Source organism: Bradyrhizobium sp. A5 (assembly GCF_042076515.1).
In the GTDB taxonomy this organism is placed as follows: domain Bacteria; phylum Pseudomonadota; class Alphaproteobacteria; order Rhizobiales; family Xanthobacteraceae; genus Bradyrhizobium; species Bradyrhizobium cosmicum.
The window spans coordinates 1,151,666-1,164,161 of the sequence record NZ_CP148990.1 but is presented as its reverse complement, the minus strand read 5'-3'; the positions used below and the strand labels follow the sequence as shown (position 1 = coordinate 1,164,161).

The following is a 12,496-nucleotide window of genomic DNA, read 5'->3' as shown; positions in this document are numbered from 1 at the left end:
GCCTACTCCGCCGCCCGCGCCAGGCGGAACTCTCTGTGGTCACGCTGGCGGCTGACCAGCAGCATGAGCTGCGCCGAGGCATCGCCGAGCAGTGCACGGTAATTGGCGATGCCGCGGACCAGATGATTGTAGATCACCACCGCCGGAATCGCGGCAACGAGTCCGAGCGCGGTGGCGAGCAGCGCTTCGGCGATGCCGGGCGCGACCACGGCGAGGCTCGTGGTGTGGCTCTCGGAGATGCCGATGAAGGCGTTCATGATGCCCCAGACCGTTCCGAACAGGCCAACGAACGGGGCGGTGGCACCGATGGTCGCGAGCACGCCGGTGCCGCGCGCGATCTGCCGCGACATTGCCGCCTCGACCCGCTCCAGCCGGAGCGCAACCCGCTCCTGGAGACCGTCATCGATGACACCGCCGGACAGCCCGGCCTCCTTTGCGCAGGACTGAATCAGCTGAGCGACCGCGTCGTGTGCGTCGCCGACCCGCCCGGCCGCCTCCGTCAGCCTGATCTTGCCTTCGAGCGCGCGCGTCCGCTGCAGGGCACGCGCGCCCTTGCGGCGCAACTCGATGGTCTTGGCAAGCCACACGGTCCACGTCGCCAGCGAGGCGCAAGCCAATCCGATCATCACCGCCTTCACGACGATATCGGCGCCCATGAACATGCCCCACGGCGACAGATTGCGCGGCAACAGCGCTTCGTCGATCGCGAAGGCCGGCGCCGGCGCGAAGGCCAGCGCGATTGTCACGATCATTTGCCGAAGCCCGAAATTGCTTTGCATCCTGATCTCCCGACAGACAGAAAGACGCTACGCCGCGATCCGGTCCGCAAGCTGCCGGAACCGCGCGAGCTGGTCACCACGCAGCGCCCGGGTCTCGTCGCGGCCGACAAAGACCTTGAACATGATGCCGCCGTCGGCATTGACGAACGCGACAAAGGCCGAACTCTTGCCCATGAACGGGCGCTCGACGAAGGCGACGCCTGCACAGCGCTCGTGGCGGAGATGGCCGTGCAGGCCCTTCGGTTGCATCAGGTTGAAATAGCCGCGGCCGATCTCGCCCGCCGGAATCGAGCCGGTGAACTCGAAGATCGCGTCGTCCGTGTGGACGATCAGGGTGACTTCGCCCCATTCCGCGACGTCCTGCATGGCGGCGGCGAAATGCTCGCCGCTGCCGATGCGCATCATCGACGGCGGCAGCGCCTCGATCACGACGCGCGGGGTGACCTTGCGCTCGCGCGCAACGTCCTCGATTACCGCGCCGGGATTGTCGGTCATGTACGCCTTGAGGTCGGCGAGATCGGTGCTCAGCATGTCGGGCTCCCTGTCTTTGCTCAGGCAGCCGCGGCCTTGCGCTCGCTCTGGATCACCTCGAAGCCTTCGAATTTGGGGTGACCGAGATAAAGGCTCTCGCCGGTCTGATTGTCGGCGCGGGCATGGGCTCGGCGAAACTGGTCCGAGCGCGTCCAGGCCTCAAACGCCGCCTTGTCGGCCCAACTGGTGTGCGAAGAATAGAGCGTGTGGTCCTCCGCCTCCGGGCCCTTCAACAGATGAAACTCGACGAAGCCCGGCATGCTGCCGAGATAGGATTCGCGGGTGGCCCAGACGGTTTCGAACGCGATCTCCGCCCCCTTCTTCACCTGGAAGCGGTTCATGGCGATAAACATAGTAGTCTCTCCTTCTGATCAAGTCGAAAACGCGCCGAAACCGCGCTGGAGCATCAGCGCGGTCCGGCGGAGATTGCTGGCGTTGCGATGCCTCTCGGCTCACGCACCTCCAAAATGAATCTTCATGCCGGCCTTGTAGACCCTTCCTGGTCCCGGGCTCGACCACAGCACGTCGTTCTGCGTGGTGCCGTCGGTCGAAGCACCGGGAATGGCGTAGGGCCGGTAGTACTGGTTCAGGAGGTTGTCGATCGAGGCCGAGAACACGATGTCCCTGGTCGCGTTGTAGGTCAGGTACAGATTGACCAGCTCGTACCCGGTAGCAGGCAGATAGCCGGCCGGCACATCGTTGTTGGCACCGAACGAAGCCCATTGCGCCGTCAGGATCAGCGTGCGGTCGAGCAGGCGGACACCACCGGTGGTGACGACCTTACGGGGCGTGATGGTCGCGAGCCCGATGTTGGTCGCGGCGTTCTTGCCCTGGATGTAGTGGCCGGCGACACCGATGAACCAGTTGCCGGCATCGTACATCGTCTCCGCCTCGAAGCCCTGAATGCGCGCCTGGGCGATGTTCTGGTACTGGTAGTACTGGCTGAAGGAGCCGAACCCGGTCGGAACCGGCGTCGAGGCGACGAGGTCGATGTAGTCGGAGACGTCGTTTCGGAACAGATTGATCTTGCCGCGGAAGGAGTCGTTGGCGCTGAAGATGTTGTCGTACTTCAGGTTGAGGCCGACTTCCTTGTTCTTGCCGACTTCGGGACGAAGGTTCGGGTTGGGCAGGAAACAGAACAGACCGACAGTTCCGTCGGGACACGGGAAGAAGGCCGGTCCGCCGCCGGTTGCGTGCGCGCCGGAGATCACGGTCTCGGTGATCGACGGAGCGCGATAGCCTTCGGCGTAGCTGACATAGGGCTGGAAGCCCGCAACCGGCGTTACGCCGAGGGTGATCTTCGGCGAGAAGCGGTCGCCGCTGCCGTTGGTCTTGCCCGATTCCAGATCGTAGCGGTCGTAGCGGATCGCGCTCACCGCCTCGAACCAGGTGCTGTAGTTCTGTTTCAACTGCAGGAAGCCACCCGACACGGTTCGGATGCCGCTCGGCGTGGTAATGTTCGAGTTGCCGCGGCTGTCGGTCGTGATCACGTCGTCCTGGAACGCGTCGAAGCCCACGGTCAATGCATTGCGCCAATCACCGACGTTGAACCGCGTGGTGTTGTTGGCGTCGATCCCGTAGGTATTGAGGACATAGCCGCGCTTGTCGCCGACGCAGCCCGAGATGTTGTTGCCGAAATTGCCGGTACCGCACAAAGCCGCGCCCGACGTCGAATAATGATAGGTCTTGGTCTGGTCGTTGTCGACGCGATTGCCGTAGACCGACATGTGCCAGTCGAACAAATTGTCGCTGGGCAGCGAATAATTCCAGGTGATCGTGCCGGTATAGTTCTTGGCGTCGGACGCATAGACCGACGAGCCCTGATAGAGCGCGCGCTGGGCTGCTGTCGCGACCGGCCCTCTGTTGAACTGGCCGATATCGTATTGATAGTCCTGGAAGATGGCGCCGAACTTGACCTCGTGACCGAGCGCGGGACGCACCGTGAGCTTCATCAGGCCGCTCTCGACCTGGTTGCCGGTGTTGCCGATCTCGGTGCCGTTGCCGTCCTTGTAGTTTCCCTGCGTGCGGTAGACCGCGCCGCCGAAGAGATCGACGTCGGGCGTGGCGCGCACGCCTGCGAATACCGAGCCGAGTCCGCGGTTGTTGTTGGAGCCGTAGGAGCCGGAGAGATCGACGCCCCAGCGCTCGCCGGGCCGCAGCACGTCTTCGATGTCCTTGGTCCGGAACGAGACGAGACCGCCGATCGCACCGGAGCCGTAGATATTGGCGGTCGGGCCGCGCACGACATCCACACCGCCGACCAGTTCGGGGTCGAGGAAGAAGGAGCCGCTCGCATTGTGGCCGGTGCGCTGATAGTTCTGACGCGCACCATCGACCACCACCGCAACGCGCCCGAATTCCTGCAAGCCGCGGATGTTGATGACGGTCGCGGGATCGTCGCCGCGCTCCTGGAACGACACGCCGGGAATGGCGTAGAAAATGTCCGACAGCCGGTTCGGCTGGAGCCCCTGGATCTGGTCGAGCGTCACGGCGCTGACGGGCGCGAGCGCGTCGATTGCACGTTCCTTGGTCTTGGTTGCTGCGACCGTGATAGTGTCGAGCGTTTGCACGGGTGCAGTGGCGCTGGCCTGGGCACGGGCATTCAAGACGCCGGGCGTCGCCTGCTGCGCGACCTCCGGCTTGGCCGGCTTGCGCCTGGCCTGCTTCGGCCGTTCCGACGACACATTTTCCGTCTGCGGCGACGCGGTCTGCGCGAGACCGCTCTCCGCCGCCATTGCCGCGATTGAAACCACCGACGCGCCCAAAATCAGCGCGCGCGAATACCTAGCCCCGTCAGCCATATCAGCCCCAGCCTGCACTTCACTCTAGTTTTTGGAGTCTGTTGGCTGGCGTGCGTTCGCAAGGCGAACGACTGGCTGGCTGATTTTCTCGACACGCGGACAAGCCGTCCACGGCCATAATTGGTTACGTGGCAACACTCAGGCGGTCAATGTCGCGAGGTTGCAGTTTATATCGATTGTAAATCGTCGCCGTTGGAATGCGCCTGCCGCCGCTTATACAAACAAGCAGCATCTGAAATTTCGAAAGCGCATCGCACCCATCATGTCAGCAACATCAGGAGACAGCAGCGACGATGCAGCAGGGCCGACACAAAGCCCTTCTGCAACAACGCGAACTCTCACCATGCAGGGCAGCCGGATCGACAGCCGCGAGCTGTTTGCGGCGGAGCGCGAGATCATCATCGCGCATGGCGAAGACAATTATCGCCTTCGCCTGACCTCGCAGAACAAGCTGATCCTGACGAAGTAACCTGCAATGACATTTTGTCGCACCCTCGCAAACCTTCTGTTATCGGGCACGGTCGCGCTCGCCTCCACCGCGCACGCTGCCGGCATCACCGTGCATGACGCGCGCAATCGCGATGTCACTGTTGCCGACGCCGCGCGGACGGTCTCGATCGGCGGCGCCATCACCGAGATCCTTTATGCGCTCGGGCTCGAAAGCAGGCTGGTCGGCGTCGACACCACCAGCCTCTATCCGGCGGCGGCGCTGCACGACAAGCCCAATGTCGGCTACATGCGCCAGATCTCGGCCGAGGGCGTGCTCGGCCTCAACCCGACGCTGATCCTGGCGATCCAGGGAGCGGGCCCGCGCGAGACCATGGACATTCTGGAGACGGCGAAGGTGCCGCTGGTGCTGGTGCCGGAGACCTTCTCCGAGCAAGGCCTGATCGAAAAGATCAAGCTGGTCGGCCACGCCATGGGCGTCGATGCCCGTGCCGAGTGCCTTGCGACCGCGGTCGACGCCGATCTGGCGCAGCTCCGCGCGCTGCGCGCCAAGGTCACGAAACCAGCTCGGGTGATGTTCGTGATGTCGCTTCTGAACGGGCGGGCGATGGTCGCCGGTCACCGGACTGCGGCCGACGAAATCATCCAGCTCGCCGGCGCCATCAACGCGGTCGACGATTACGACGGCTACAAGAATATCGGAGACGAGGCGATCGTGACGGCCAGGCCCGATGTCGTGCTGTCGATCGAACGCGGCAAGGACTCGCTGCAGGCCGATGCGGTCTACACCCATCCCGGCTTTGCACTGACACCGGTCGCCGCCAGCAAGAGTTTCATCACGATGGACGGACTCTATCTGCTCGGCTTCGGGCCGCGGACGGCCGCGGCGGCACGCGACCTCTCCGTCAAGCTCTATCCGGCATTGGCCGGTCAGGGCGGCACGTTCGCGTCGGCCCTGTCGGCGGCGAATTGCCGGCAATGAGCGGAGCAGAACGACGGTCCGCGGCGATCGCAATTCCGGTGCTGCTTGCGGCGCTCGCAGCCACAGGGATCGTTGCCCTGACCGTCGGCGCCGCCGGCATTCCCCTCTCCCGATTGCCCGCCGCGCTGGACCTCGTCCCGGACGGCGCCGCGAATGCCATGACGGCCCGCGACCAGCTCGTGCTGTGGTCGATCCGCATTCCCCGGATCGCGGCGACCGCAATGGTCGGCGGCCTGCTCGCCGCGGCCGGTGCGATCATGCAGGGACTGTTCCGCAATCCGCTCGCCGACCCCGCCCTGGTCGGCGTCTCCAGCGGTGGCGCGCTTGCGGCTGCAAGCGCCATCGTCTTTACGGATTCGCGCTTCGGCGAGGCCTTCCGCTTTCTCCAGACCGAGCTGTTACCGCTGGCGGCCTTCGCGGGATCATTGGTCACCACCGCGATCCTGTACGGCATATCGAGCCGCGCGGGACGAACCTCGATCGCGATCTTCCTGCTGGCCGGCGTCGCCATCACCGCCATCGCCAATGCCGGCATCGGTTTGCTGGTGTTCATCGCCGACGACCGCCAGCTTCGCGACATCACGTTCTGGATGCTGGGCTCGATGAGCGGTGCGACATGGACCAAGGCGGCCGTGCTTGCACCGGTTCTCGTCATCGGGCTTGGCGCCTGCGCGTACATTGCGCGAGGCCTTGACTTGCTGGTGCTCGGCGAAGCCGACGCCTTTCACGGCGGCGTCGACGTCGAACGTCTCAAGCGCATCTCGATCGTCATGGTCTCCGCCATGACCGGCGTCGCGGTGTCGATCAGCGGCGTGATCGGCTTCGTCGGCATCGTCGTGCCGCATCTGTTGCGCCTCGTCATCGGCCCCACCCATCGGCTGCTGCTGCCGGCCTCGGTGCTATCAGGCGCCACCCTCATGGTCGGCGCCGACACGCTGGCGCGCACCATCGTCGCGCCGGCCGAGATCCCGATCGGCATCTTGACCGCCGCGGTCGGCGCCCCGGTCTTCCTCGGCATCCTGCTGCGGCAGCGCGGGCTCGCCTCGCTATGAGCGCTGTGATCGAGGCACGAAACTTGAGCAAGCGCGCCGGACGCGCGACGCTGCTCGACGGCGTCGGCCTGAATGTGGGGGTCGGCGAGATGGTCGCCATCATCGGCCCGAACGGCGCCGGCAAGTCGACGCTGCTGCGGCTGCTCTCCGGCGATCTCCGCCCGAACGCGGGCGAGGTACGGCTGAAGCAACGCGATATCGGCAGCTTCAAGCCGCGCGAGCTCGCGGCGCGTCGCGCGATGCTGTCCCAGCACATCAATATCAGCTTCCCGTTCACCGTCGAGGAGATCGTGCTGATGGGCGCGGGCGATCGCAGCCTGCGTGAGGCGGGCGGGCTCGTTGACGCCGCGCTGCATGAGGTGGGCCTGGAGCATTTTCGCGAACGGCAATTGCCGACGCTGTCCGGCGGCGAGCAGCAGCGCACTCATTTCGCCCGCGTGCTGGTGCAGCTCGCCTGCGGCGAGGCCGAGCACGGGCCGGGACTGCTGCTGCTGGACGAGCCGACCTCGAGCCTCGATCTGCGCCACCAGATCGACCTCGTCGAGGCCGCTCGCCGCCGCGCGGCCGGCGGCACCGCCGTGATCGCGATCCTGCACGACCTCAATCTCGCGATTCGCTTCGCCGGCCGGCTTGTCGTGCTGAACGGAGGCAGGCTCGCCGCCGACGGTCCGCGTGCGGACGTCGTCACCAGCAAGACCATCCGTGACATTTTCGAGATCGACGCCGTCGTCCATCAGGCCGACGACGGCGTGCCGTATGTACTGCCGCAGTCGATGCGGGCGGCACCGCCTACGGCGAGGACTTAACTCGCATCTGAGGTCTCATTGCTTCCGCAGAGAAGCTGCACTCCCTCCCCGCTTGCGGGGGAGGGAGTGTACCTGCGTTCGTGGCTGGCAATCCTAGCCCGCCGGCACGATCACCATGCTCTTGTCCTTCGGCCAGCGGATGCGCCAGGCGAAGTTGATGTCCCTGATCTCGCCGGGCTTGGCGTCGAACGACCATTCCAGTACGCCGCGCTTGTCGCGGATGTTGCTTGCGGTGGGCGTCGTGGTCGCGGGCAGCATCTCGACGACGATGTCCTCGTTCTCGCTGACTGGTAGCTGATCCTCGATCGCGACCTTGATCGCGAAGTCGTGACCGTTGCGGATTGTGGTCTTGAACGAGCGCTCGTCGGTCTTCGACGTCGTGACGAGAAGGCCGGCCGAGCCTTCGTTGCGCTTGAGCACGGCGCGTTCGATCTTGATCTTGTCGTCGGCGCCGAAGCCGAGGCGGACGATGTCGTCCTTGGCCGAGCCCGAGAGTTTGCCGCGGCCGACGAAGACGCCGTCGCGGTAGATCGCGACCTTGCCCGGCAGCAGCGCGGCCTCATCCGTCTGCTTGAAGCTGGCTTCGAGGAAGGCGGTGGGGTCCATCACCGGCGCGGCGCGCACCGCAAGATCGGCGGGCACGTTCATCGAATTGATACGCAGGCTCTTGGCGCCGTCGGCGGCGCCAAGGCTGACACGACCGGGGATTTTATAGGTGGCCTGGAAGTCGCCGATCTCCGCAACTGCCTGCTGCTCGTCGACGCGCTCGAGCGCGTCCGCGACTTTGGCCATCGCAGGCGATTGTGCCTGACGCGTCCTCGGCGCAGGCTGCGCCAACTCCGAAGCCGCACCGAGCGCCATTGGCCTTGGCGGTTGTGGATATTGCGCCACCAGCGAGTTCAGCTCCGGCGCGCTGCCGCCGCGACGAATACGGACGGTGGAGACGCCGAGTGCGACGTTCGACCAGTCCTCCCCGGTCGACTGCGTGACCTCAGCGCGGCGGATGAGCTCGAGCTGCGGCTTGCGGTCCTTGGCGCCAGTGTCGAGCCGGGCGTCATAGAGCGGCAGCCAGCGGGCGTTGCGCACCGCATAGGTCACCCGCAGGGTCGCCTTCGTGGCAGCCGCCGCCGCGACGTCGATCCGCACCTCGAGCTTGCCCGACGGCTTGGCCGAGCGCTCGGCTTCAAGCTGCGCGAGCTGCCGATCGATCTCTCGCTGCTTTCGCGCGGCGTCGCGGATCGCGGTGTCGGCGGTCGCGATTTCCTCGGCCACCGCGGCAAAGGCCGCGCGCCATTCGGTGATCGGTCGCGCCTCGCCCTTGTCGCCGAGACCGGCGGGGGAGGCTTCGGCAAAGTGCTGGGCGAATTTGCGCCGCGCATTGGCCGAGTCGATCGTGCCTTGCAGGTCGGCGCGCTGGTCTCTCAGCGCTTCGATGCGCTTGTCGAGTTCGGGCAGGTTGACGGGCGGCGCCGCGCGCGGCGGCCGCGCGTCGATCGTGCCGATGGTGAGCCTGGCGCCCGCCTCGCCCTCGACCCGGAGGGAGGACGGATCGAGCGACAACGGAAAATCCCTGGCGACCAGCGTATTGTCGCCGGAGGCGAGGTCCAGCGCGATGACGCGGGTGACGGTGGCGCCATCCGGATAGACCGTGACGGCGTCGATGGCCGAACTAGTGTCCACGTCGGCGGCCCATGAGGGCGACCCCGTCGCCATGCTCACCAGAACCAGGCTCGTCGTCGCAAGACATCTTGCGGTGATGCGCATAAAATTCCTCCTGCAGGTCATCCCGCGCCGTCAGCCGGACGCGCGCGATCAAATGCCTCGCCAACATGGTTGGACGCGGCAAGGAAGGAACTGGTTCGAATAGGGTTTCCGTGGGGCGCCGCCGCGGCGACAGCAAGGCCGCGGAACGTGTTATCGTCCCGCGGCGGAATTCTTAAGCCTGGGTGGGCGCGCCTTGGCCGAAGATACGGCGGAGCAGATCTGTCACATTCCTGGCGCCGGCCTTCTTCAGGATGCTGGCGCGGTAACCTTCGACCGTCCGTGCGCTCAGATGCATGCGCCGGGCAATCTCCTTGTTGGTGAGGCCTGCGGCGAGGTGCTCGAGCACACCGCCTTCGCGCGCGGTCAGCGGCTCGCAACCGGGCAACCAGCGCTGCCGGCTGGAGCCGGGCTGCGCGGATTCGTCGATTGCGGCATCGATCCGATCCACGACGTCGTGGGTGCGGAACGGCTTCTCGATGAAGTCTGCGGCGCCGCTCTTGATCGCGTCGACGGCCATGGCGATGCTGCCATTCGCCGAGGTCACCAGCACCGGCGCCATGCAGTTTTCTTCACGCAGCCGCTTGAGCACGTCGAGCGCGGAGCGATCGGGCGGCATTTCCAGCAGCACGCACGCCGGCATCCGTGTCCTGGCTTCCGACAACAGCGAAGCACCGTCGGCGAAGCAGATCACGTCATAGGCGCCCTGCTGGAGCGCCGTGGACAGTTGTTCGCGGGAGGCGGCGTCGGTGTCGATGACGAATACCTCGCCCTTGGAAAGCATGTTCCCCGGCATAATCCCGATCCAATAATGTCTTGGTCAAATGGTAAGAGACGACCGCGGGGCCCACCGCCCTGCTGCGCCGTCATGGAGCACGGCATTCGCGCCAAGTGCTTCGCTTTCTCTTATGTATGTTTTGTCCTGTTCCGGGATTTGACGGATCGGGACAGAAACTTTACATTTCGGGACATCTGCGGAAACGGCTGGCAGGAACGGGTCGCATGACCGACCTCATTCGCAGCGCAGGCTTGAGCTACTACCCGGATGTCGCCCGGTCGGTCGGGCTCGACCCCAAACAGATGATGCGCAAGGTCAGGTTGCCGCTGGCCTGTCTCGACAAGCCTGATACGCCCATTGCCGTGACTAGCCTGCGTCGCCTGCTGGAGCTGTCGGCAGAGGCGTCCGGTGCCGAAGATTTCGGCTTGCGGCTCGCCGAGCGCGGCGGGTTGACCAATTTCGGCGCGGTCGGACTGATCGTGCGCGAGCAGGCCACGGTTGGCGAAGCGATCGAGGCGTTCTCGCGCTTCATCCATGTCCATCACGACGGCATGAAGCTCGACATCACCCGCAACAAGCAGACCGTGACCGTCACGCTGCATCTGCGCGGCCGGCAGCCGAGCGCGCCGCGCCAGTCGATCGACATGGCGCTGGGCAGCATCCACCGCATCATCCAGTCGCTGTTCGGCAGCGATTGGCGGCCGCTGGAGGTCCATCTGCATTATCCGCCGCCACACGACCGCAAACGCTACCGCGACTTTTTCGGCTGCCACGTCGCCTTCAATGCCGATGACGATGCGATCCTGCTGTCGGCGCATGACATGGAGCGCCGGATTCCGAGCGCGCATCCGCTGATCGCGAGCTATCTGCGCAAGCGCATCGAGGCGATCGAGAACCGGCCCGCAAGCTGGGAAGAGAAGGTCGACGAGGTCGTGCGCCGACTGCTCGCAAGCGGCGACTGCACGGTCGAGCGCGTCGCCGAGCACCTGGCCTGCACCCGCCGCACCATCCACCGTCATCTCGCCGAAGCCGGCACCAGCTTCTCGGACATCCTCGACGCGCAGCGCGCCGACCTCGTGGTCGAGTTGATCGACGATCCCGGCCGGCCGCTGGCTGACATTGCCGTGCAGCTCGGCTTCTCCGCGCAGAGCGCGATGGCCCGCTGGTTCCGCAGCCGGTTCGGCTGCACCATCACCGCATGGCGCAAGGGCGTGCGACCGCTGGCAAAGCCGGCCGGCATCCCCTCCGCGACCGCGGCTTAACCTCAGCGCGCCGGGGCGGGCACGCCCATGATGGCAAGTGCGCGCCGGCGGCTGCCGGCGAGGAGCGGGCCGAATGCGATCGCAAAGCCGAGGAACGCGACGACCCAGCCGCAGGCGGCGACGTGCAGCAGCACATCGCTGTGCGCCGGCAACACCACGGCAGCGACCCGCGCCAGCGCCGCGATGATGATCGCGGCGTAGATTCCTTGCGTCGCGGGCGAGGCCGTCAAGGCCTGTCCGGTGTGGCCGAGGCTCGCGCGCGTCATCACCGCGAGCGTCATGGTTCCGGCCGCGCCCGCCATCCAGGCATGGATGCCGGCACTCGGCGGCAGCACACCGAAGGCAGCCAGGGCATGCAGGATGAAACCGAGCGGCATGAAGACATAGCCGACATGCAGGATCAGCAGCAGGCGTTCCCGCGTGGTGCGATCACCGGCCCAGCGCGCGAGCCGCACCAGATGCAGCACCCCGACCAGGGCCATCACCACGCCGGTGACCACATTCAATGGCGCCACGATCCACGCAACGAGCGCGAGCGCGCTGCATCCAATCACCACACCGTCGAAACGCCCGAACGGCACCGGCAGGCGGCCGGGATTGAACTTGACCAGCCAGTTGCGGGTGAAGCTCGGGATGATGCGGCCGCCGATCAGCGAGATCATCAGCACCACCACGCCGATGCCGACACGGATGCTGACATCGGCCGCGCCTTCGAAATGCGCCTCGAGATGAAAGGCAACATTGCCGGCGAGCAGCAGCAGCACGAGCACCACCACGGGCAAATTGCGCCAATTGCCGCCCGCGATGATCTCGCGCGCGGCGGCGGCGACGACCAGCGCCAGGAACGCGGCGTCGACGGCAAGCGCGAACGCCCAGCCAATATCCGCGGACAACGTCACCGCGAGGCGACCGGCGAGCCACACCATCAGCAACGCACCCAGCGACGTCCCCTGGATCGGCAACCGTCCGGTCCAGTTCGGGATCGCCGTGAACAGGAATCCCGTGATCACCGCCGGCAGGAAGCCAAAGAGCATTTCGTGGACGTGCCAGTCGCGCGGCGCGAAAGCGGATGCCACCGACAATTCACCATAGAACATTGGCAACCAGGCCAGGATGGACAGCCCTGCCTGGATCGCTGCGAGCAGGAAAAAGGGCCTAAAGCTGTTCGCAAACAGCGGCCAGCCCTCAAATTTGCGGGGTCGAGCGCCAGCCATAGAAGCAACTCCTGTGAATTCAGACCGTTAACTGGAAAAATACTGCCTCCCCGCCGTTCCGTTTTGCGCTATCGCAAATACCG

General features: G+C 65.6%; 12 protein-coding genes. 5 read left to right on the top strand and 7 right to left on the bottom strand.

The window, feature by feature from the left end:
- Positions 1-2: 2 nt before the first annotated feature.
- The 4 genes from exbB to WHZ77_RS05425 all read right to left on the bottom strand — a co-directional run bounded on the left by exbB (position 3) and on the right by WHZ77_RS05425 (position 4,111).
- Positions 3-779 carry a tonB-system energizer ExbB gene (gene exbB / locus WHZ77_RS05440; protein ID WP_375312729.1) on the bottom strand — a complete coding sequence of 259 codons (777 nt, stop codon included), beginning with the start codon at positions 777-779 and terminating at the stop codon, positions 3-5.
- A gap of 27 nt (positions 780-806) precedes the next feature.
- Positions 807-1,310, bottom strand: coding sequence for a heme utilization cystosolic carrier protein HutX (gene hutX, locus WHZ77_RS05435; protein ID WP_375312728.1), 504 nt, complete (start codon positions 1,308-1,310; stop codon positions 807-809).
- A gap of 20 nt (positions 1,311-1,330) precedes the next feature.
- A complete protein-coding gene (locus WHZ77_RS05430; RefSeq protein ID WP_375312727.1) occupies positions 1,331-1,663 on the bottom strand; it encodes an antibiotic biosynthesis monooxygenase family protein in 333 nt (110 codons plus the stop codon).
- 99 nt (positions 1,664-1,762) lie between these two features.
- Positions 1,763-4,111, bottom strand: coding sequence for a TonB-dependent hemoglobin/transferrin/lactoferrin family receptor (locus tag WHZ77_RS05425; protein ID WP_375312726.1), 2,349 nt, complete (start codon positions 4,109-4,111; stop codon positions 1,763-1,765).
- 262 nt (positions 4,112-4,373) lie between these two features.
- On the opposite strand from WHZ77_RS05425, the gene WHZ77_RS05420 reads away from it, so the two are divergent.
- The 4 genes from WHZ77_RS05420 to WHZ77_RS05405 are packed head-to-tail and all read left to right on the top strand — an operon-like array spanning position 4,374 to position 7,398.
- Positions 4,374-4,580, top strand: a complete 207-nt coding sequence (locus WHZ77_RS05420) for a hemin uptake protein HemP (protein WP_375314663.1) — start codon at positions 4,374-4,376, stop codon at positions 4,578-4,580.
- 6 nt (positions 4,581-4,586) lie between these two features.
- Positions 4,587-5,540 carry a hemin ABC transporter substrate-binding protein gene (locus tag WHZ77_RS05415; protein WP_375312725.1) on the top strand — a complete coding sequence of 318 codons (954 nt, stop codon included), beginning with the start codon at positions 4,587-4,589 and terminating at the stop codon, positions 5,538-5,540.
- Positions 5,537-6,592, top strand: a complete 1,056-nt coding sequence (locus WHZ77_RS05410) for a FecCD family ABC transporter permease (protein WP_375312724.1) — start codon at positions 5,537-5,539, stop codon at positions 6,590-6,592. Before WHZ77_RS05415 ends, WHZ77_RS05410 begins: the two co-directional genes overlap by 4 nt.
- The gene (locus tag WHZ77_RS05405; protein WP_375312723.1) at positions 6,589-7,398 is read left to right on the top strand and encodes a heme ABC transporter ATP-binding protein; all 810 of its coding nucleotides are present in this window, start codon (positions 6,589-6,591) and stop codon (positions 7,396-7,398) included. Before WHZ77_RS05410 ends, WHZ77_RS05405 begins: the two co-directional genes overlap by 4 nt.
- Positions 7,399-7,491: 93 nt before the next feature.
- Here WHZ77_RS05405 and WHZ77_RS05400 read toward each other — a convergent pair whose 3' ends face one another.
- A complete protein-coding gene (locus WHZ77_RS05400; RefSeq protein ID WP_375312722.1) occupies positions 7,492-9,162 on the bottom strand; it encodes a mucoidy inhibitor MuiA family protein in 1,671 nt (556 codons plus the stop codon).
- Between the two features lie 172 nt (positions 9,163-9,334).
- Positions 9,335-9,955: a response regulator transcription factor gene (locus WHZ77_RS05395; RefSeq protein WP_375312721.1), complete on the bottom strand. Its 621-nt coding sequence runs from the start codon at positions 9,953-9,955 to the stop codon at positions 9,335-9,337.
- A 206-nt stretch (positions 9,956-10,161) separates the two neighbouring features.
- Here WHZ77_RS05395 and WHZ77_RS05390 point away from each other — a divergent pair, with 206 nt between their 5' ends.
- Entirely contained in the window at positions 10,162-11,199 is a 1,038-nt protein-coding gene (locus WHZ77_RS05390; protein WP_375312720.1) for an AraC family transcriptional regulator, read from the top strand.
- A 2-nt stretch (positions 11,200-11,201) separates the two neighbouring features.
- Here WHZ77_RS05390 and WHZ77_RS05385 read toward each other — a convergent pair whose 3' ends face one another.
- A complete protein-coding gene (locus WHZ77_RS05385; RefSeq protein WP_375312719.1) occupies positions 11,202-12,413 on the bottom strand; it encodes an NnrS family protein in 1,212 nt (403 codons plus the stop codon).
- Positions 12,414-12,496: the final 83 nt, after the last annotated feature.

What these genes read in the sequence shown, in the direction of transcription:
- exbB (WP_375312729.1), bottom strand. Translation starts at nt 779, where the DNA reads ATGCAAAGCAATTTCGGGCTTCGGCAAATGATCGTGACAATCGCGCTG.
- hutX (WP_375312728.1), bottom strand. Translation starts at nt 1,310, where the DNA reads ATGCTGAGCACCGATCTCGCCGACCTCAAGGCGTACATGACCGACAAT.
- WHZ77_RS05430 (WP_375312727.1), bottom strand. Translation starts at nt 1,663, where the DNA reads ATGTTTATCGCCATGAACCGCTTCCAGGTGAAGAAGGGGGCGGAGATC.
- WHZ77_RS05425 (WP_375312726.1), bottom strand. Translation starts at nt 4,111, where the DNA reads ATGGCTGACGGGGCTAGGTATTCGCGCGCGCTGATTTTGGGCGCGTCG.
- WHZ77_RS05420 (WP_375314663.1), top strand. Translation starts at nt 4,374, where the DNA reads ATGTCAGCAACATCAGGAGACAGCAGCGACGATGCAGCAGGGCCGACA.
- WHZ77_RS05415 (WP_375312725.1), top strand. Translation starts at nt 4,587, where the DNA reads ATGACATTTTGTCGCACCCTCGCAAACCTTCTGTTATCGGGCACGGTC.
- WHZ77_RS05410 (WP_375312724.1), top strand. Translation starts at nt 5,537, where the DNA reads ATGAGCGGAGCAGAACGACGGTCCGCGGCGATCGCAATTCCGGTGCTG.
- WHZ77_RS05405 (WP_375312723.1), top strand. Translation starts at nt 6,589, where the DNA reads ATGAGCGCTGTGATCGAGGCACGAAACTTGAGCAAGCGCGCCGGACGC.
- WHZ77_RS05400 (WP_375312722.1), bottom strand. Translation starts at nt 9,162, where the DNA reads ATGCGCATCACCGCAAGATGTCTTGCGACGACGAGCCTGGTTCTGGTG.
- WHZ77_RS05395 (WP_375312721.1), bottom strand. Translation starts at nt 9,955, where the DNA reads ATGCCGGGGAACATGCTTTCCAAGGGCGAGGTATTCGTCATCGACACC.
- WHZ77_RS05390 (WP_375312720.1), top strand. Translation starts at nt 10,162, where the DNA reads ATGACCGACCTCATTCGCAGCGCAGGCTTGAGCTACTACCCGGATGTC.
- WHZ77_RS05385 (WP_375312719.1), bottom strand. Translation starts at nt 12,413, where the DNA reads ATGGCTGGCGCTCGACCCCGCAAATTTGAGGGCTGGCCGCTGTTTGCG.